The sequence below is a fragment of the Planotetraspora kaengkrachanensis genome, assembly GCF_016862895.1.
Taxonomy (GTDB): Bacteria; Actinomycetota; Actinomycetes; order Streptosporangiales; family Streptosporangiaceae; genus Planotetraspora; species Planotetraspora kaengkrachanensis.
In genome coordinates this window covers 87793-105658 of sequence record NZ_BONV01000026.1, presented here as the reverse complement: position 1 = coordinate 105658, position 17866 = coordinate 87793, and the positions used below count along the sequence as shown (strand labels likewise).

The 17866-nt window shown below is 71.0% G+C and carries 18 protein-coding genes; 4 read left to right on the top strand and 14 right to left on the bottom strand.

What is annotated here, in order from left to right:
• Nucleotides 1-211 precede the first annotated feature (211 nt).
• The 11 genes from Pka01_RS25535 to fakA form a co-directional block, all read right to left on the bottom strand.
• Nucleotides 212-3919 carry a chromosome segregation SMC family protein gene (locus Pka01_RS25535; protein ID WP_203885407.1) on the bottom strand — a complete coding sequence of 1236 codons (3708 nt, stop codon included), beginning with the start codon at nt 3917-3919 and terminating at the stop codon, nt 212-214.
• A 372-nt stretch (nt 3920-4291) separates the two neighbouring features.
• Nucleotides 4292-4486, bottom strand: coding sequence for a hypothetical protein (locus Pka01_RS40910; protein ID WP_204075660.1), 195 nt, complete (start codon nt 4484-4486; stop codon nt 4292-4294).
• A gap of 189 nt (nt 4487-4675) precedes the next feature.
• The gene (locus Pka01_RS25530; protein ID WP_203885406.1) at nt 4676-4951 is read right to left on the bottom strand and encodes an acylphosphatase; all 276 of its coding nucleotides are present in this window, start codon (nt 4949-4951) and stop codon (nt 4676-4678) included.
• A gap of 40 nt (nt 4952-4991) precedes the next feature.
• Entirely contained in the window at nt 4992-5906 is a 915-nt protein-coding gene (gene mutM / locus Pka01_RS25525) for a bifunctional DNA-formamidopyrimidine glycosylase/DNA-(apurinic or apyrimidinic site) lyase (protein WP_203885405.1), read from the bottom strand.
• 68 nt (nt 5907-5974) lie between these two features.
• On the bottom strand, nt 5975-6694 hold the full coding sequence (gene rnc / locus Pka01_RS25520; RefSeq protein ID WP_373318187.1) for a ribonuclease III: 720 nt from the start codon (nt 6692-6694) through the stop codon (nt 5975-5977).
• Nucleotides 6695-6963: 269 nt separating this feature from the next.
• Nucleotides 6964-7143 carry a 50S ribosomal protein L32 gene (gene rpmF / locus Pka01_RS25515; RefSeq protein WP_203885404.1) on the bottom strand — a complete coding sequence of 60 codons (180 nt, stop codon included), beginning with the start codon at nt 7141-7143 and terminating at the stop codon, nt 6964-6966.
• A 1-nt stretch (nt 7144) separates the two neighbouring features.
• Nucleotides 7145-7717, bottom strand: coding sequence for a YceD family protein (locus Pka01_RS25510; protein WP_203885403.1), 573 nt, complete (start codon nt 7715-7717; stop codon nt 7145-7147).
• 72 nt (nt 7718-7789) lie between these two features.
• Nucleotides 7790-8266 (bottom strand): pantetheine-phosphate adenylyltransferase, encoded by a 477-nt coding sequence (gene coaD, locus Pka01_RS25505; RefSeq protein WP_203885402.1) that lies wholly within the window; start codon nt 8264-8266, stop codon nt 7790-7792.
• A gap of 17 nt (nt 8267-8283) precedes the next feature.
• The gene (gene rsmD / locus Pka01_RS25500) at nt 8284-8853 is read right to left on the bottom strand and encodes a 16S rRNA (guanine(966)-N(2))-methyltransferase RsmD (protein ID WP_203885401.1); all 570 of its coding nucleotides are present in this window, start codon (nt 8851-8853) and stop codon (nt 8284-8286) included.
• A gap of 381 nt (nt 8854-9234) precedes the next feature.
• Nucleotides 9235-11406 carry an ATP-dependent DNA helicase RecG gene (gene recG / locus Pka01_RS25495; RefSeq protein ID WP_203885400.1) on the bottom strand — a complete coding sequence of 724 codons (2172 nt, stop codon included), beginning with the start codon at nt 11404-11406 and terminating at the stop codon, nt 9235-9237.
• A gap of 37 nt (nt 11407-11443) precedes the next feature.
• A complete protein-coding gene (fakA, locus tag Pka01_RS25490) occupies nt 11444-13003 on the bottom strand; it encodes a DAK2 domain-containing protein (RefSeq protein WP_203885399.1) in 1560 nt (519 codons plus the stop codon).
• Between the two features lie 211 nt (nt 13004-13214).
• Here fakA and rpmB point away from each other — a divergent pair, with 211 nt between their 5' ends.
• Together rpmB and Pka01_RS25480 are read left to right on the top strand one after the other, a co-directional pair.
• Nucleotides 13215-13400 carry a 50S ribosomal protein L28 gene (rpmB, locus tag Pka01_RS25485; protein WP_203885398.1) on the top strand — a complete coding sequence of 62 codons (186 nt, stop codon included), beginning with the start codon at nt 13215-13217 and terminating at the stop codon, nt 13398-13400.
• 108 nt (nt 13401-13508) lie between these two features.
• Nucleotides 13509-14153, top strand: coding sequence for a hypothetical protein (locus Pka01_RS25480; RefSeq protein ID WP_203885397.1), 645 nt, complete (start codon nt 13509-13511; stop codon nt 14151-14153).
• 69 nt (nt 14154-14222) lie between these two features.
• Here Pka01_RS25480 and thiD read toward each other — a convergent pair whose 3' ends face one another.
• The 3 genes from thiD to Pka01_RS25465 form a co-directional block, all read right to left on the bottom strand.
• Complete coding sequence (thiD, locus tag Pka01_RS25475) at nt 14223-15014, bottom strand: bifunctional hydroxymethylpyrimidine kinase/phosphomethylpyrimidine kinase (RefSeq protein WP_203885396.1); 792 nt, start codon at nt 15012-15014, stop codon at nt 14223-14225.
• 37 nt (nt 15015-15051) lie between these two features.
• Nucleotides 15052-16029 (bottom strand): hypothetical protein, encoded by a 978-nt coding sequence (locus tag Pka01_RS25470; RefSeq protein ID WP_203885395.1) that lies wholly within the window; start codon nt 16027-16029, stop codon nt 15052-15054.
• Between the two features lie 70 nt (nt 16030-16099).
• On the bottom strand, nt 16100-17089 hold the full coding sequence (locus Pka01_RS25465) for a thiamine-phosphate kinase (RefSeq protein ID WP_203885394.1): 990 nt from the start codon (nt 17087-17089) through the stop codon (nt 16100-16102).
• Nucleotides 17090-17136: 47 nt separating this feature from the next.
• Between Pka01_RS25465 and Pka01_RS25460 the strand changes: the two genes are divergently transcribed.
• Together Pka01_RS25460 and Pka01_RS25455 are read left to right on the top strand one after the other, a co-directional pair.
• Nucleotides 17137-17370 (top strand): Lrp/AsnC family transcriptional regulator, encoded by a 234-nt coding sequence (locus Pka01_RS25460; RefSeq protein ID WP_203885486.1) that lies wholly within the window; start codon nt 17137-17139, stop codon nt 17368-17370.
• A gap of 49 nt (nt 17371-17419) precedes the next feature.
• Entirely contained in the window at nt 17420-17866 is a 447-nt protein-coding gene (locus tag Pka01_RS25455; protein WP_203885393.1) for a DUF3515 domain-containing protein, read from the top strand.

The window sequence follows — 17866 nt, the reverse complement described above, 5'->3', positions numbered from 1 at the left end:
GATCATCCGGGCACCACGCGAGGGGCGCGGCCGTGTCTGGACATGGTCGGGTACGGACCTCAGCCACCACGCGAGGGGCGCGGCCGTGTCTGGACTGAGGAGTGAGCGGGAAGCGAGGAACGAGCGACCCCGAACGACGAGGGAAGACGCGGCCTCTAGGCGCCCCGAGCCCGCGCGAGCGAAGCGAGCGCAATCAAACACAGCGCCAATGTCACGCGTGCTCGCGCAGGCGCTGGCTCACCACCTGGGTGACGCCGTCGCCGCGCATGGAGACTCCGTACAGGGCGTCGGCGATCTCCATCGTCCGCTTCTGGTGGGTGATGACGATGAGCTGCGAGCTCTGGCGCAGTTCCTCGAAGAGGGTCAGCAGCCGCTGGGTGTTGGTGTCGTCGAGGGCGGCCTCGACCTCGTCCATCACGTAGAACGGCGACGGGCGGGCCTTGAAGATGGAGATGAGGAACGCCACGGCGGTGAGGGACCGTTCGCCACCGGACAGCAGCGACAGCCGCTTGACCTTCTTGCCCGGCGGGCGGGCCTCGACCTCGACTCCTGTGGTGAGCATGTCGGACGGGTCGGTCAGCAGCAGGCGTCCCTCGCCGCCGGGGAAGACCCGCTCGAAGATCTGGGAGAACTCCCGGGCGACGTCCTCGTAGGCCGCGGAGAAGACCTGCTCGACCCGGTCGTCGACCTCCTTGACGACGAGCAGGAGGTCTCTGCGGGTCTTCTTGAGGTCTTCGAGTTGCGAGCTGAGGAACGTGTGCCGTTCCTCGAGCGCGGCGAACTCCTCGAGCGCGAGCGGGTTGACCTTGCCCAGCTGGGTCATCTGCTTGTCGGCCGTTCTGGCGCGCTTCTCCTGCTCCTCGCGGACGTACGGCACGGGAGGGTCGCCGGGCACGGGGACGCTCGGCCCATACTCGGAGATGAGGGGCTCCAGCTCGACGCCGTACTCCTCCAGGGCCCGCTGTTCCATCTGCTCGAGCCGCAGGCGCTGCTCGGTCCTGGCCATCTCGCTACCATGTGCGCGGTTGACCAGGGTGTCGAGTTCCGCGCTGAGCGCGCGGACGCGGAGCCGCACCGCCTTGAGCTCGGCGTCGATCTCGCCGCGTGCCCGCTCCGCCTCGTCGCGCTCTTGTGCGGCCCGTGTGAGCGAGGATTCCAGCGCCTTCAGCGCGATCTGCGCCGCGCCGACCACGCCGGCGGCGACCTCGGCCTGCCTGCGGCGCCGCTCTCGCTGCGCCGCGGCACGGGCGCGGTCGTCCCGTTCGCGCCTGGCCGCGCGCATCAGCCCGTCGGCACGGCCGGCGATGCCCCTGACGCGTTCCTCGGACGTCCTGACGGTGAGCCTGGCCTCCATCTCGGCCTGGCGCGCCACCCCGGCTCCGGTCGCGAGCTCGTCACGCGTGTCGGTGGTCGGCTCGGCCTCCAGCTCCTGGGCGTATTCGGCCTCGGCCAGCTGCTCCTCCAGCTCGGTGACCGCCGCCTGGGCCAGTTCGCGGGCCTGTTCGCCGTCCTGTACGGCTCTCGCCAGGCGGGCGGCCTCGTCCTGGGCGGCCTTGACGGCCGCTTCGAGCCGGGCGAGTTCCTTGGCGGCGGCTGCCGCCTTCTGGTCGGCGTCCCGCTGTCGTCCGCGTAGCCGGTCGAGCACGGACTGGGCCGCGTTCAGCCCGGTCTGTGCGCTGTTGATGCCGTTCTGCGCCATGGTGAGACCGTTTTGCGCCTCGGCGACGCGCGTCTGCGCGGCGTCGACCGCCAGCTGGGCCTCCTCCTCGGCCGCCACGGCCTCTTCCAGAGCCTCCGCGTGGGTCTCCGCACCCGTCTCGGCGGCGGCGAGGTCGGCGGCGGCCTCGTCGAGCGCGGCCCGCATCTGTAGCGGCGACGCCACACTTCCGGAACCGCCGTGCGCGGAGTGTGCCCCCAGGACGTCTCCCGAGCGCGTGACGGCCCGCAGGCTCGGGTCGGCCTCGACGACCTTCCGCGCGGCGGCGAGATCGTCGACGACGACCACGTCCGCCAGCAGGACGTCGACGGTGGCCCTGAGCGCCTCCGGCACGGTGACCAGGTCACAGGCCCATTCCGCTCCGTCGACGGCCGTCCGTGCGGGGAGGGCCTGGCCGTCGCCGGCGATCAGCAGCGCCGTCCTGCCCCCTTCGGCGACCCGCAGGTGCTCGAGGGCGGCCACGGCGGCGTTCAGGGAGTCGACGGTGACGGCGTCGGCGGTGAGGACCGCGGCGACGGCCGCCTCGGCCCCCGGCCGGACGGTCAGCATGGTGGCGATCGGGCCGAGGATGCCGGGAAGGTCGGCGCCGAGCAGCGCGGCGGCCCCGTCGATCCCTCCGGCGAGGCTCATCTCCAGCGCTTCGCGCCGTGCCCGGAGCGCGGCGACGGCGCGCTGCGACTCCTGGTCGGCGGCCTGTGCCGTGCCGACGGCCGACTTGGCGGCGCCGAGCGCCTCACGCGGCGCGGAGGCGGCGGCCTTGGCCTGCTGTACGGCGGTCTCCGCCTGCTCGGCCACATCCCGCGCCACCTCGACGGCGGCCCTGGCGAGGTCGACGCCCTCCTGGGCAGCCTCGAACTCGGCGACCAGCTCCGGGTCGGCCGCGGGTTCGCCGAGCTCGTGCGCGTCGCAGTCGGCCTGCGCCCGCTCGGCCCGGTGGTGCGCGTCCTCCACGGCCTTGGTCAGGCGGCCGATCTCGTCGCCGGCTGCGCGGGCTCGGCTCCTGGCGGACTCGACCTGACCGCGGAGCCTGGCGAGCGCCTCGCGCCGGTCGGCGGCCGCACGGGCCGCGACGGACAGGCGTCGTTCCTCGGCGGCGAGGGACTCCTCGGCCTCGGCGCGGATCTCAACGGCGGCTTCCAGCCGGTCGCGTGCCTCGTCGAGCTCGTCGGACAGCGCCTGTTCCTGCTCCCGGATCTCGGCGGCCTCACGCTCGAGGTCCTCCGGGTCGCGGCCGCGGCGTTCGATCGAGGCGGCGTCGGCTGCGTGCCGTCCCCGTTCGGCCGCGAGGCTCTCGACGCCGCGGAGCCGCTCTCTGAGGGCGGACAGGCGGTAGAAGGTCTCCTGGACGGCCTTCAGGCGGGGCTGGGCGTCGTTCTCCGCGGCCTCAAGCTCGGCCTCCCGGCGCTGGCCGTCGGCCAGTTCGGTCTCGACCTGGGTGCGCCTGGCGATGACGGCCGCCTCGTCTGCGGCCTCGCGCTGCAGGACCTCGCGCAGGTTCACGACGTCGTCGGCGAGCAGGCGCAGCCGGGCGTCGCGCAGGTCGGCCTGGATGACGGCCGCCTTGCGGGCGATCTCCGCCTGCCGTCCCAGCGGTTTGAGCTGGCGCCGCAGCTCGGTGGCCAGGTCCTGCACACGGGTGAGGTTGGCCTGCATCGCGTCGAGCTTGCGAAGCGCCTTCTCCTTGCGCTTGCGGTGCTTGAGGACGCCGGCGGCCTCCTCGATGAACGCGCGGCGCTCCTCCGGGCCGGCGTGGAGCACCTGGTCGAGCTGGCCCTGGCCGACGATGACGTGCATCTCACGGCCGATGCCGGAGTCGGACAGGAGTTCCTGGATGTCGAGAAGGCGGCAGGTGTCGCCGTTGATGGCGTACTCGCTCTGCCCCGACCGGAACATCAGCCGGCTGATCGTCACCTCGGTGTAGTCGATCGGCAGCGCGCCATCGGAGTTGTCGATGGTCAGCGTCACCTCGGCGCGGCCGAGCGGCGGGCGGCTCGAGGTGCCCGCGAAGATCACGTCCTCCATCTTGCCGCCGCGCAGCGATTTGGCGCTGTGCTCGCCCATGACCCAGGCGAGGGCGTCGACGACGTTGGACTTCCCTGAGCCGTTGGGGCCGACCACGCAGGTGATGCCGGGCTCGAAACGCAGGGACGTGGCGGAGGCGAAGGATTTGAAGCCGCGCAGGGTGAGCGTCTTCAGATACACGCGGCCCCCTCCATGACGCAAGACTTATCGGGGAAGACTACCGGTCCCGGCAGTGCCGAGACGTCGGATAGACCCCATGACACCGGTTGTGGTGACGCGGTCCCCGGCAACGAGGCATACTGCCCCGGCGAAAGCCGGTCAGGCCTGGGACGGTCGCGTGGATCCGCCGGCCGGCCGCCGGCGTGAGGACGTCCGGGACGGTTCAGAGAACACCCGACGTCAGCGACGAATCACCGATGGAACTACCACTCAGCACAAAAATGGACTTTGTGGACACTTGGCCGGCGAATTAATGGCGGACGAACGGTTTCCACAAATGACAAGGGACGCCTTTGCGGGCGTCCCTGACAATCCTTCTTTTGCGCCGGTCCCTCAAGTGAGGGCCGGCTCGCGATCCTGCAGCCGGACCAGGGTCTCTTCACGAGTTTGCGCCGATAGCGCGTCGTTCTGTGCCTGGAGCCGGGTTAGTTCTGCCTCCAGATCCCGGATGCGCTGCTGGAGACGGCGCATTTCCGAGACCATTCGAGGGTCAGGACCGCCGACGTGGCCGAGTAGAGCCTTCGCCATAGTAAAGGGTCCTCCACGCTGAGTGACCAGACTGGTTCGCGCACTTCATTGCCGCGGGAGGGGTGCGCGTGGTTCCTCTCAAGAGTCGCACCGGCAATGGAGGCGGTCAAGCTGAACGCTCCGTACAGACCTGCCAGTGGGCACTCTCGGTAGGTAAATATACCGCATTTGGGTGGTTTGAGGGAAGCCCTATCGCTCTACAAACCCCGCCATACTTCCCTTGGCGTCGCTCCAGCGCTCCACCACCCCCTCCACCTGACCTGGCGTGTCGGGCCCGCGCAGCAGCTCCAGAAGCCTCTCGCACGACTCCCGGGGCCCTTCGGCCACGACCTCGACTCTGCCGTCGGCGAGATTGGCCGCCCAGCCCACCAGGCCGAGCTCCAGCGCCCTCGCGCGTGTCCACCAGCGGAAGCCGACCCCCTGCACCCGGCCCCGGACCCACGCCGTCAACCTCACCACGTTCACAGTAGCTGGCCGATCCCGGCGGCCGTTGGGCGGGGATCCGTCATGGCCTGGCGTTTCTCGGCGTCGGCTGGCACTTCGGGCAGCTGTAGGACGACCTGTTCATGAACGCCTCGCGCCGGACCGCGGTCCCGCATCGGGGGCACGGCTCGTCCCGCCTGCCGTACACGGCGAGTGACCGGTCGAAGTAGCCGCTCTCGCCGTTGACGTTCACGTAGAGGCTGTCGAAGGACGTGCCGCCCTGGCCGAGCGCCTCGGACATGACCTCGCGGACCGCCGACAACAACTCCGCGATCGCAGGGCGGGAGAGCGTCTCCGTCGGGCGGGCCCAGTGCAACCGCGCACGCCACAACGCCTCGTCCGCGTAGATGTTGCCGACCCCGCTGATCAGCGACTGGTCGAGGAGCGCCCTCTTGATCCCGGTATGGCGCCGCCGCAGTCGGTTCGCGAACTCCGCGTCGTCGAAGGCGCTCTCGAGGGGATCCGCCGCGATGTGCGTGATCGGCTCGGGAACGGACCTCGGCGACATGTGGACCATGGGGGCGACCAGGAGGTGGCCGAACGTGCGCTGGTCCACGAACCGGAGATCCGGGCCCCCGTCGGTGAAGCCGAGCCGGACGCGCAGGTGCTTCTCCAGGGGCGCGAGCGGCTCCACCATTAACAGTTGGCCGCTCATGCCAAGATGGGCGAGCAGCGCCTCCGCGGCCACAGGCGGCTCAGCGGCGTCACCGCTCACACCACGGGCGTCATCGGCCGCGCTGTCGTGCAGCGGCAGCCACAGATACTTGCCGCGGCGCTCGGCGGACAGGATGGTCCTGCCCTTGAGCTGGTCGGGGAGCTCTCCCGCGTTCCGCCGGACCGCACGGGGATGCAGGACCTCCGCCGACGCGATGGTCCTCCCCGCGACCCAACTGGCCAGGCCGCGCCGGACCACTTCCACCTCGGGCAGTTCAGGCATCCCGCTCCTCCCCTCGTGCCCGAGCCCGGATCACCTGTCGGTCCCGGGCCACGATCTGCGGCGAGCCGTCAGGACTGGCCGAGCCCCGCGCCCTCGCGGGCGTCCCTGAGCGCGCGGATCGCCGTCCAGGCCGCCTCGGCCGCCTGCTGCTCGGCCTCCTTCTTGCTGCGCCCGGCGCCCGTGCCGTACTGCCGGCCGCCCACGCGCACCGCGGCCACGAACGACTTGGCGTGGTCGGGCCCGCTCTCGTCGACGTGGTACTCCGGGACGCCGAGCATCTCGGCGGCGGTCAGCTCCTGCAGCGAGGTCTTCCAGTCGAGCCCCGCGCCCAGCGACGCCGACCGGGTGATCAGCGGGTCGAAGAGCAGGTGGACCACGCGGAACGCCTCGTCCAGGCCCTTGTCGACATAGACGGTGCCGATCAGGGCCTCCAGCGTGTCGGCGAGGATCGACGACTTGTCCCGGCCGCCGGTCCCCTCCTCCCCGCGTCCGAGCCTGAGGTACTTGCCGAGGCCGAGGGTCCTGGCCACGTCGGCGAGCGCCCGCATGTTCACGACCGCGGCGCGCAGCTTCGCGAGCTGCCCCTCCGGCAGGTCGGGATGGCCCCGGTACAGGGTGTCGGTGACCACCAGGCCCAGCACCGAGTCGCCGAGGAACTCCAGGCGCTCGTTGGTGGGCAGTCCGCCGTTCTCGTAGGCGTAGGAGCGGTGCGTCAGCGCACGCTCAAGGATGGGAGTGTTGAGCCGTACCTCGATGACCTGGTAAAGCTCGTCTCTGGCGACCTCCACGGCCACCGGCTTTCCCGATGGTGCAGCCACTTTCGTCCTCCTGACTCATGCATGGCAAGGCCGAGCACGGAGGCAAGTGGATCGATGTGAGGCCCGAGGGCGTGGTGGACGCCGGGCCACCGAAGTCGGGGGCCCCGGCGTCCACCACGGCCGCGGGCACGTTAATGCCGGTCTTTCGCTCCAACCGCCACCGCACGCGCCTCTAAGCAAGGTAACGCCGGCCGGGTCGTTTGACGATCCGGCCGGCGTCCCGATCCGCTAGCGCGCGATCAGGCCGACGGCTCGATGACCTGCCGGCGGTTGTAGGTGCCACATGTGGGGCACGCCACGTGCGGGCGCTTCGGCGAGCGGCACTGGGGGCAGCTCACGAGTGACACCGCGGCGGCCTTCCACTGGGCCCTGCGGGCGCGGGTGTTGCTCCGCGACATCTTCCGCTTGGGGACGGCCACGTCAACCCTCCTGATCGTCTTCGTTGTCCACAACCAAACCCTGCAGCGACGCCCAGCGTGGATCGAGCTTCTCGTGACCGTGGTCAGGGCCGGCCTCCGCCAGCTTGACCCCGCATCCCGTGCAGAGTCCAGCGCAGTCATCACTGCAGACCGGGCTCAGCGGCAGTGCGAGCACCACCGCGTCACGGAATACCGGCTCGAGATCGAGCAACTCTCCATCGAGGAAGAGGTCGTCCTCTCCCCCCGCGCCTCCAGGAAGCGCGTCGTCCGCCGAGTAATAGAAGAGCTCCTGGAAGTCGACCTCGATCTCCGAGGTCAACGGGTCCAGGCAGCGCGAGCATTCTCCGTGGAGCGGAGCCCGCGCCGTGCCCGTGACGAGCACGCCCTCCATCACCGCCTCGAGCCGGATGTCCAGCTCGACGTCGGCGTCCTTGGGGACGCCGATCATTCCGACCGCGAGATCCACCGGCGCCGGGAGAACGGGAGTCGTCTTGCGCATCGACCCCGGTCGGCGCCCCAGATCATGAGTGGAGATCACCCAAGGGGCTCGGGGGTCAAGGCTGCGCTGAGTCATCCTGCTCTCGGTTTAGGCATGGCGAACAACCGCCGTCGTGCAAGGCTGAAAGGAAAGAATACCAGCCCGGCGTCAGCCTCTGAGCCGCTCGACGAGCAGCTCGTTCACCAGGTCGGGAACCAGCCCGGAGACGTCGCCGCCGTAGCGGGCGATCTCCTTCAGCCTGCTCGACGACAGGAACGAGTACTCCGGGTTGGTCGACATGAACAGCGTCTCCACGCCCGACATGCGGTAGTTCAGCTGGGCCATCTGCAACTCGTAGTCGAAGTCGCTGATCGCCCGCAGTCCCTTGACGATCGCCGGAATGCCCTGCTGCTTGCAGAAGTCGACCAGCAGCCCGTGGAACTTCTCCACGCGGACGTTGCCGTACTCCTTGGTCACCGCCGTGAGCATCTCGATGCGCTCGTCGACGGTGAACAGGCTCTTCTTCTCGACGTTGATCAGCACGGCGACGACGACCTCGTCGTAGAGCCGTGACGTCCGGCCGATGATGTCCAGATGTCCGTTGGTCACAGGGTCGAACGACCCCGGACAGACGACGCGACGCAAAGGCGCACCCCCACGGTTTACGGGTTCCCGGCGGCGTGACCGTACCAAACGGACGCTTCGCCGTACCGACGGACCCTGTCTTCTTCGAACCCGCGCGGCCACACCAGGTCCTTCCCCCTGGACTCCCGCTCCACCGCCACAAGTGCGTCCCCGGCCAGCCAGCCGTTGTCCCTGAGCGCCTCGAGCACCCTGGTGACCGCCTCGTCCGTCACGGCGTAGGGCGGATCGGCGAAGACGAAGTCGTACGGCTCCTCACACGGGCGGGCCACCACCCGCTCGGCCTTCTCTGCCGCGAGCACGGCTCCCGGCAGGCCGAGGGAGGCGATGTTCCCCCTGATCGTCCGTACGGCTCTCGCGTCCGACTCGACGAGCAGCGCGTGCACGGCGCCCCGGCTGAGCGCCTCGAGACCGACGGCGCCGGACCCCGCGTAGAGGTCGAGCACCCTCAGCCCGTCGAGCGAGCCGAACACCGATCCCACGCTGGAGAACAGGCCTTCCCTGGCCCGGTCACTGGTGGGCCTGGTCGCGCCACCTGGGGGAACGGCGAGCCTGCGGCCTCCGGCGGTCCCTGCGATCACCCGCGTCATCCGTTCATTGTCCCGTCAGGCTCGGCCGTCCCGCTCCGCGGGCCGGTTCCCGCGGAGATCGTCTCAGGTCAAGAGTGGGCAAGAGGGAGCGAGGAATGAGTAAGAGCGGTATCGCGAGGCCTGTGGCATCCGCATGATGAGTTCTGCGGCCTTCAGGTGACCCAGGGGAAGGCCGGCCGACGTGATCGTGAGCCCTTCCGCGCGTCGGCGCCCTCGGCACCTGACCCGAGGGTGGGCCCAGCCGGGGACGGCATTCGGGGGGAGGCCGTCCCATGGCTGGGCCCTGGGTCATTTAAGCGCCCGCGCCGTCGGCGCGTCTGCGTCTGACGGCGATTTGCGGCCTTTCCGAGATCTTCCGCCTTTGAGCGAGTCTCGCAGGGTTCATGCCTTTTCCAGGTATTCCGCCCGCTCGTCGGCCACCATCGCGTCGAGTTCCGACCGCAGGGACGGGTGGGAGTTCAGCTCGGGATCACCCACCAGCACGGTCGTCGCCTCCGCCCGGGCGGCCTCGATCACGTCCTCATCCCTGAGCAGCTGCAACATCTTCAGCGACGACTTCCGGCCGGACTGCGCGGCGCCGAGGACGTCGCCCTCGCGGCGCTGCTCGAGGTCCACCCGCGACAGCTCGAACCCGTCGAGCGTGCCCGCCACCGCGTCCAGCCTGGCCCGCGCGGGGGTGCCCTCCGGCGCCTCGCTCACCAGCAGGCACAACCCCGGCAGGCCGCCCCGGCCGACGCGGCCGCGCAGCTGGTGGAGCTGCGAGACGCCGAACCTGTCGGCGTCCATGATGATCATCACGGAGGAGTTGGGCACGTCGACGCCCACCTCGATGACCGTGGTCGCCACCAGGACGTCGACCTCCCCGCGGCTGAACGCGGTCATCACCGCGTCCTTCTCCTCGGGCGGCAGCTTGCCGTGCAGCACCTTGATCCGCAGCCCCTGCAGGGGGCCTGCGGACAGAGCCTCGGCGACGTCCAGGACCGCCAGCGGGGGCCTGCGCTCCTCCTCCGAGCCCTCCTTGTCCAGATCCCCCTCGTCGCCTTCCTGGTCGCCGATGCGGGGGCAGACGACGTAGGCCTGCCGGCCGAGGCCGACCTCCTCGCGTACCCGCTCCCACGTGCGGTCGAGGAAGCGCGGCTTCTCGGCCGCGGGGACCACGTGCGTCGAGATCGGCGCCCTGCCCGAGGGCAGCTGGGTGAGCGTGGAGACCTCCAGATCGCCGAAGACGGTCATCGCGACCGTCCGGGGAATCGGGGTCGCGGTCATCACCAGGACGTGCGGCCTGCCCCCGCCGCCCTTCTCACGCAGGGCGTCGCGCTGCTCCACGCCGAACCGGTGCTGCTCGTCGACCACGACCAGGCCGAGATCGGCGAACTGGACGTGCTCCTGAAGCAGGGCGTGGGTGCCGACCACGATGCCGGCGTTCCCCGAGGCGGCGTCGAGCAGGGCGCTCCTGCGGGCCGCCGCGCCCATCGAGCCGGTGAGCAGGGCGACCGCCGTGCCGCCGAACATGCCGCCGGTGGCGAGGTCGCCGAGCATCTTCACGATCGACCTGTGGTGCTGCTGGGCGAGCACCTCGGTGGGGGCGAGCAGCACGGCCTGGCCGCCGGAGTCGACGACCTGCAGCATGGCCCGCAGCGCCACCACGGTCTTGCCCGCGCCCACCTCGCCCTGGAGGAGCCGGTGCATGGGGTGTTCCAGCGAGAGGTCCGCGGCGATCTCCTCTCCGACCGCCAGCTGCCCCTCGGTCAGCTGGAACGGCAGCCGCCCCTCGAAGGCCCTCAGCAGCCCGTCGTCGGCCCCCGGCCGCGACCTGGCCGGCCAGGCAGAAGCGGCGAGCCTGCGGCGCACCAGCACCGCCTGCAGGATGAACGCCTCGTCGAACTTCAGCCGGCGCCTCGCCTTGGAGACCTCCCCCATGTCGCGCGGCCGGTGGATCTGCCGCAGCGCGGCCTCCAGGGGGGACAGACCGTGCCGCTCGCGCACCTCGGCGGGCAGCGGGTCCTCCAGGCTCAGCACGTCGATCACGGTGCGCACGGCCCGGCGGATCTTCCAGGTGGCCAGGCCCTGCGCGGAGGGATAGATCGGCACGGGCGCGGTCGCGAACTCCTCCGCCGTCTCCTGCGTCTCGTCGAACGACTCGTAGTCGGGGTGCGCAAGCGACACCCGCCGCGTCTTCCCGCTCGCGAAGATGTTGACCTTGCCGGAGAACATGGCCTCGGTGCCCGGCGTCAGCCGCTGCTCCGCGACGTACGCCCCCTTGCCGAAGAAGGCGAGGTGCAGCTTGTCCCTGCCGTCGGTGACCTGGAGGTCGAGCCAGGTGCCCTGCCGGTTCTTCATCGGGCGCCGCATCGCGGCCGACACCTTGCCGACGACGGTCGCGTGCTCGTCGTGCTCGAGCGACGCGATCGGGGTCAGCTCGCCGCGCTGCGCGTACCGCCTCGGATAGTGCCGCAGCAGCTCACCGACCGTGGCGATGCCCAGCGCGCTCTCGAGCGGAGCGGCCGTCTTGTCACCGAGGGCCTTCTTCAGCGGCTCGTCGAACCTTGTCACGGATCCAGTTTCTACCCCGGACCACCGACAAGGCGGGTCACTCGACGCCGATGAGGAGCGGATAGCCGCCCTGACCTCCCGCCAAGACGGTCACCTCGACGTCCGGCCGGGTGCGCTCCAGATGGTCCCGCACGGCCCGCAGGACGTCGTCAGGGGCGTCCTCGCCCGTCACGAGCGTCACGAGCTCACTGCCCTCCGAAAGGAGGCGACGGGCCACCTCGACGGCCGTGCCGGCGAGCGCCGTGCCGATGAGGGCGGCTTCGCCGTCGACGACCCCGAGGACGTCTCCCGGGCCGCAGAGCCCCGCGCTCGTCATCACCTCGCGGTCGGCGACCCACACATGACCGTGACGGGTGTGACCCGCCGCGTCGGTCATCGCGACCACGTCGTCGTCGAAGCGGCGGAGGTGGTCGTGGACGGCGAGGGCCGCGAGCCCCTGGACCGACGCCCTCGTGGGCAGCACGCTGACCGTCACGCCCTCCTCGCGCGCCACCTCCGCGGCAGCGGCCGCGACGGCCTGGACGCCGCCGTCGTTGGGCAGGACGACGACCTCGGTCCCGGCCTCCCTGATCGCCTGCAGCACGGCCGCCAGGGGCGGCGTCGCTCCCGGATCGCGCCGCACGACGACGGCCCCCGCCTGGCGGAACAGGGCGCTCAGGCCGTCGCCCGCCGCGACGGCCACCACGCCCCGCCCGTGGCTCGGCTCGTGCGTGCGGGCGCCGAGGTGGGTGACGCGGATGCGGTGCGGGCGGCCCACGCCCAGCGCCGCCTCGATCGCCGCGCCCGCGTCGTCCACATGGACATGGACGTTCCACAGGCCGTCGCCTCCGACGACCACCAGGGAGTCGCCCAGCGCGTCGAGGACGGTCGTGAGACGGTCGACGCCGGCCTGTTCGGCGTCGAGGAGGTACATGACCTCGTAGCCCGCCCCCGTGTCCGCCTCGGCGGTGATCTTCTCGGTCGGCGCGGGGACCTCATGCCTGTCGCTGTAGGCCTCGGAGACCACCTCCGCCAGGCTCTCCAGGATGATCGCCAGCCCGGCGGCCCCCGCGTCCACCACGCCGTTGCGGGCCAGCACGTCAAGCTGCCCGGTCGTCCTGCGCAGGGCCCTGCGCGCCTCCTCCGCCGCCCGTCTCGAGACCTCGGCGAGGTCGTCGGGAGCGTCCCGTACGGCTCCCGCCACCGCGGACAGGACGCTGAGCAGCGTGCCCTCGACGGGGCGGACGACCGCGGCCCTGGCCAGCTCCGCCGCCTTGACCAGGCCGTCGCGGAGATCGGCGCCGCGGCCCTCGGCCTGCCTGAGGACGTCGGCCAGCCCCCTGATGGCCTGGCTGACGATTACTCCGGAGTTGCCCCTCGCCCCGAGCAGCGCGCCGCGGGCGAGCGTCCGCCAGGTGGTGTCCCGGCCCGCGTCGCCGGGCAGGCCGTCCAGCGCCTCCGCGGCCGAGAGCAGCGTGAGATGCAGATTGGTTCCTGTGTCGCCGTCGGGCACGGGGAAGACGTTGAGGGCGTCGATCTCCGCCCTGGCCCTGCCGAGCGCGTCCGCGCAGTGCCGGAACCAGCGCCGCACGGCCGGGGGGTCGAGCACGTCCAGCATTCCGCTGTCCTTCCTTCCAAACGCGCGACTCCCCCGATGCGCTACCGTTGGCGGATACGAGATTATCCCCGTTCGCCGGGATCTCCGTTTGGTGTGCAGCGGCTGACATCGGATATCCTCGTCTGGCCAGCCGGTTGTCCCGGCATTGCTCGGATGGGCCGCTCTCGACGCGGACCGGGCCGATCGACTGATTTTGAAGGAGCGATTTACCGTGGCTTCCGTCTGCGACATCTGCGCCAAGAAGCCGATCTTCGGCAACAACGTCTCCCACTCGCACCGCCGTACTCGCCGCCGCTGGAACCCCAACATCCAGACCGTGCGCGCGGTGGTCGAGGGGACGCCGAAGCGGCTGAACGTGTGCACCTCCTGCATCAAGGCAGGCAAGGTCACCCGCTGACCTGAGATTCCGCCGAGCCCGTCGCCGTGAGGTGGCGGGCTTTCGCGTTCCCTGCCGGTTCCGCGTAGAAAGTTCCGCTACGCGAAGGCCCCGGTTAGCATCCGAACTGTGATCACTCGGATAAGCGTTCACGCGACCACTGGGCAGAAGATCGCCGCCTCGGTCTTCGGGGTCTTCTTCCTCGGCATCCTCGCGGGCGTCGTCGGCGTGGGCGCTCTCGTGTCTTCCGCCTTCTTCGCGGTCGAGGCCGATTCCGGCCTGCCCGACTCGATGGCGCCGGACAACGGAGGCATCCTCTACGGCGGGGCCGTCCTGTTCGCGGGATTCTTCGCGCTGATCGCGATGATCGCCGCGGTGGCCGTGGTCACATTCCTGTTGCAGACGTTCCGGAGCCGGGCCACGTTGTCGGGAACGACGCTCGAGATCAGGGGTGCGCTCTCCACCAGGCGCGCCGATCTGGCGAGTGGACCGGTCCGGATCGACACCGTCCCCGAGTACGTCCGCGGCTCCGACGACCGGGTGGTGCCCACGGGCCGCAGGATCCCCCGGCTGATCGCCGCGGACCCCTCGGGCCGGCCCGTACGGCTGCGGCTGCACGGCAGGGACCGCGGGCTCCTGCCCTCCGGCGAGCTGAACGCCCTCGCCGACGCGATCGAGTCGGGCACGCGCCCCGGGCCCGACGCAGCACACGCCGCCCAGACCGCCGCGATCCTGCGCCGCCTCGCGACCGACCCGATCGCCCGCCTGATCTGACCCCGGGTCAGGACCTCCAGCGCCAGCCGTGGTCGACCGGGCCGATCGCCCGCCTGATCTGACCCCGGGTCAGGACCTCCAGCGCCAGCCGTGGTCGACCGGGCCGATGCCCGCGCCGAGGGGGAAACCGTGTGCGATCGCCCCGGTGACGTACTCCTTGGCCTGCCGTACCGCGCCGGGGACGTCCTGTCCCAGCGCGAGGTAGGAGGCGATGGCGGAGGCGAGCGTGCAGCCGGTGCCGTGGGTGTGCCGGTTGTCGTGCCGTTCGGCGGTGAAGCGGAAGCTCCGGGATCCGTCGGTGAGCAGGTCCACGGGCTCGCCGGGCAGGTGCCCGCCCTTGATCAGCGCCCACGTCGGCCCGAGTGCCAGGACGGCCTCGGCCGCCCGCGGCAGATCGCTCTCGTCCTCGACCTTGACGCCCGTGAGCTGCGCCACCTCCCAGAGGTTGGGGGTCACGACGGTCGCGAAGGGAAGCAGCCGGGTCTTCACGGTGCCCACGGCCTCGGGCGCGAGGAGGGAGTCGCCGTGCTTGGACACACCGACCGGGTCCACCACGACGGGCGCGGCGACGCCCGAAAGGACCTCCGCGACGGTCTCCACGAGCACCGGGGAGGCCAGCATGCCGGTCTTGATCGCCTGGGCGCCGATGTCCCCGAGTACGGAGTCGAGCTGTGCCCGCACCGCCTCGGGGGGAAGCTCCCAGTAGCCCTGGACGCCCAGTGAGTTCTGGGCCGTCACGGCGGCGATCACGCTCATCCCGTGAACGCCCAAGGCCAGCATCGTCTTGAGGTCGGCCTGGATTCCGGCGCCGCCGCCTGAGTCCGAGCCGGCGATCGTCAGCACGCGTGGAGGGGTGGTCATGCCCCCATCAAACCAGGGCCCGCGGGAACCGCCCGCCTCACCTGCTCGTGCTGGAGACGGTGCACTCGCCGCCGGCGAGGGTGCAGCCGCCGGGGGCCTGGAACCGGCCGCGGAAGGTGAGGCTCACCGTCGTGTCGCGTCCGCTGCGCAGACTCCGGCTGGAGCCGATCGACAACGTGTCCCCGTCCTGGTCCCAGTGCTCCGCCCCCACCTGCACCGCCGAGCCTTCGAGGGGCAGGGCGACCGTCCAGGAGGAAAGGTCGTCGGCCTCGTTGTGCACGGTGACCTTCGCGCCGTACCAGCCTCCGGCCTGCCAGTCGAGGCGGACGCTCACCCGTACCCGGTCCGAGGCGGCCGGCTGGGTGGCCTCGGGCTCGGACCCCCCGTCGCCCGAAGGCGGAGCGGGAGGAGGTGCGGCGTCGACCGGCGTGGAGGCGCTCGGCGTCGTCACGGGCGACTGCGTGACGTCACGGGTGGGCGAGCCGGCCGGCGCCCCGGCCGGGGTGGTGCCCGGAGTGGCCGGGGCGGTCGTGCCCGCCGTGACGCTGGGCGTGGTGCCGGGCGTGGCGCTGCGTGAGCCGACCGGCGTCCGTCCCGCCGACGCCGTGGGTGCGGAGGACGCCGGACCGTCTCCGGCCGGGTCGTCCTCGGTGGGGGCGCTGTCCGCCGTCTGCTCGGTGTCGCACTGCCCAGGTGCGGCGCAACTCGAGTCCGACGCCTGGACGGTGAGCTCGGTGCGCCCGGACAGCACCTGCACGCCGCCGATGATCAGACCCAGGGTAAGCACGACCGAGACGCCCGACACGAGCGCCAGCCTGCGCAGCCCCTTCGAGGAGTCGTCGCCGGATCCGGAGCCGCTGCTCAGCCCGGAGCCGAGGAACCCGCTCCGGTGAGTGTCGTGACCCTCCTGCCGCCGCTCCGCCAGATCGCCGGACCGGACGGCCGTGTTCGCCCCTTCGTCCGGGAGATGCGGTTGTCCCGTTCCAGCCGGATGTTCTGCCGCGTGGCGGCCCATGAGGGTCCTTTCCTGTTGGTACCGCCTTACTTAATAACAGAGCCAATTATTCGTTGTCACAAAATTCCCCTCATTCTCGGAAGTGATCCCAGCCACCTGAGGTCTCGGCACGCCCGGTGACCTCGGCCTTCGCCTCTCCCGCCGCCTCGGAGACCTGCCCGATGACACGCCAGGAAGGCGGCAGCGAGACGTCCGGGGGGAAGGTCGCGGCGAGCGCGTGGTCCTCGCCGCCCGTGAGGACCCAGTTCAGCGGGTCCGCACCCAGTTCACCGGCGAGCCTGGCCATCGCCTCGGGCACGGGCAGCGCCTCGGGGTCGAGGACGATCCGCACCCCGCTGGCGGCCGCGATGTGGCCGGCATCCTGCAACAACCCGTCGCTGACGTCGAGCATGGCCGTGGCGCCGAGCCCGGCCGCCTCCGGCCCGCACGCGTACGGCGGCTCCGGCCTGCGGTGGGCGTCGACGAACTCCTCGGCGAGGTCCGGCGTCCCCGCCTCCGCGGCTTCCCGCCGCGCCGAGAGGAAGGCGAGGCCGGCGGCGGCGTATCCGAGCCGGCCGGCCACGGCGACCACGTCGCCGGGGCGCGCGCCCGACCTGGTCACCGGCCGCCGCCCGCCGAGATCACCGAGCGCGGTCACCCCGATCACCACGACGTCCGAGCGCGCGATGTCACCGCCGGCGACCGTGGCGCCGACCAGGGCGCATTCGTCCCTGAATCCGTCGGTCAGGGCGTCGAGCCACTCGGCCGACGCCTCACCGGGCAATCCGAGGCCGACCACGATCGCCGTGGGGGCGGCCCCCATGGCAACAATGTCGGAAAGATTCTGTGCTGCGGCTTTTCTGCCTATGTCATACCCACTGGACCAATCGCGGCGAAAGTGCCTACCCTCGATCAGGAGATCGGTACTCACCACGACCCGTCCATCAGGTGCTTCCAGGATCGCGGCGTCGTCGCCGGGACCCAGGATCACCCCTGACCCCTGGGGTAGGCGTCCCGAAATCCGCCTGATCACACCGAATTCACCAAGATCTCCGACTCTGATGACACACCCCTTGTGCATTCGAGGTACGGTTACGCTCCGGCACTGATCTCTATCCGGAGGACGTGATGGTGCAGGCCTACATCCTTATCCAGACCGAGGTCGGCAAGGCCGCCGATGTGGCCGGGCAGATCGCGTCGATCACGGGCGTCACACAGGCCGAGGATGTCACCGGCCCCTATGACGTGATCGTCCGGGCCGAGGCCCGCAACGTGGACGAACTCGGCAAGCTCGTGGTGGCCCAGATTCAGGCGGTGCGGGGCATCACGCGTACGCTTACGTGTCCGATAGTCCACATCTAGTCCGGGACGGCGGGCGCCGACCGCCGCCGGACAGCCGATCTGGAAGACCATGCCCAGAACAGCCCTGCCCGCCGGAGCGGCGGCCGCCATCGCGGTCCTGACCGTCCTGGCCGGATGTTCCGGCGTCGTGCGCGTCGACCCGCCCACTCCCACGGGCGTGGCCGCGGCCGCGTGCGAGAAACTCGCCGGCGCGCTCCCCCGCACGCTCGACGGGCTCGACCGCGTCGCGTCCGAGCCCGCCTCGCCGTACGTGGCCGTCTGGGGCGAAGGCGAGATCGCTCTGCGCTGCGGCGTCGAACGGCCGGCCGCGATGGACCCCACCGCCGAGGTCTCGGACGTCGACGGCGTCGGCTGGTTCAACGATCCGCAGCGGCCCGCGCTGTACACCGCCGTCAACCGCGAGGCGTACGTCGAGTTGACGATCTCCCCCGAGCACGCTCCTGCCGCCATCCAGGTCGATCTCGCCGGGCCCATCAAGGCCGCCGTTCCGCAGTGA

Coding starts and splice junctions, on each gene's coding strand:
- Pka01_RS40910 (WP_204075660.1), bottom strand. CDS start 4,486: ATGGCGAAGGCTCTACTCGGCCACGTCGGCGGTCCTGACCCTCGAATG.
- mutM (WP_203885405.1), bottom strand. CDS start 5,906: ATGCCTGAACTGCCCGAGGTGGAAGTGGTCCGGCGCGGCCTGGCCAGT.
- Pka01_RS25510 (WP_203885403.1), bottom strand. CDS start 7,717: ATGACTCAGCGCAGCCTTGACCCCCGAGCCCCTTGGGTGATCTCCACT.
- rsmD (WP_203885401.1), bottom strand. CDS start 8,853: ATGACGCGGGTGATCGCAGGGACCGCCGGAGGCCGCAGGCTCGCCGTT.
- fakA (WP_203885399.1), bottom strand. CDS start 13,003: ATGCTGGACGTGCTCGACCCCCCGGCCGTGCGGCGCTGGTTCCGGCAC.
- thiD (WP_203885396.1), bottom strand. CDS start 15,014: ATGACCACCCCTCCACGCGTGCTGACGATCGCCGGCTCGGACTCAGGC.
- Pka01_RS25470 (WP_203885395.1), bottom strand. CDS start 16,029: ATGGGCCGCCACGCGGCAGAACATCCGGCTGGAACGGGACAACCGCAT.
- Pka01_RS25465 (WP_203885394.1), bottom strand. CDS start 17,089: ATGCACAAGGGGTGTGTCATCAGAGTCGGAGATCTTGGTGAATTCGGT.
- Pka01_RS25460 (WP_203885486.1), top strand. CDS start 17,137: ATGGTGCAGGCCTACATCCTTATCCAGACCGAGGTCGGCAAGGCCGCC.
- Pka01_RS25455 (WP_203885393.1), top strand. CDS start 17,420: ATGCCCAGAACAGCCCTGCCCGCCGGAGCGGCGGCCGCCATCGCGGTC.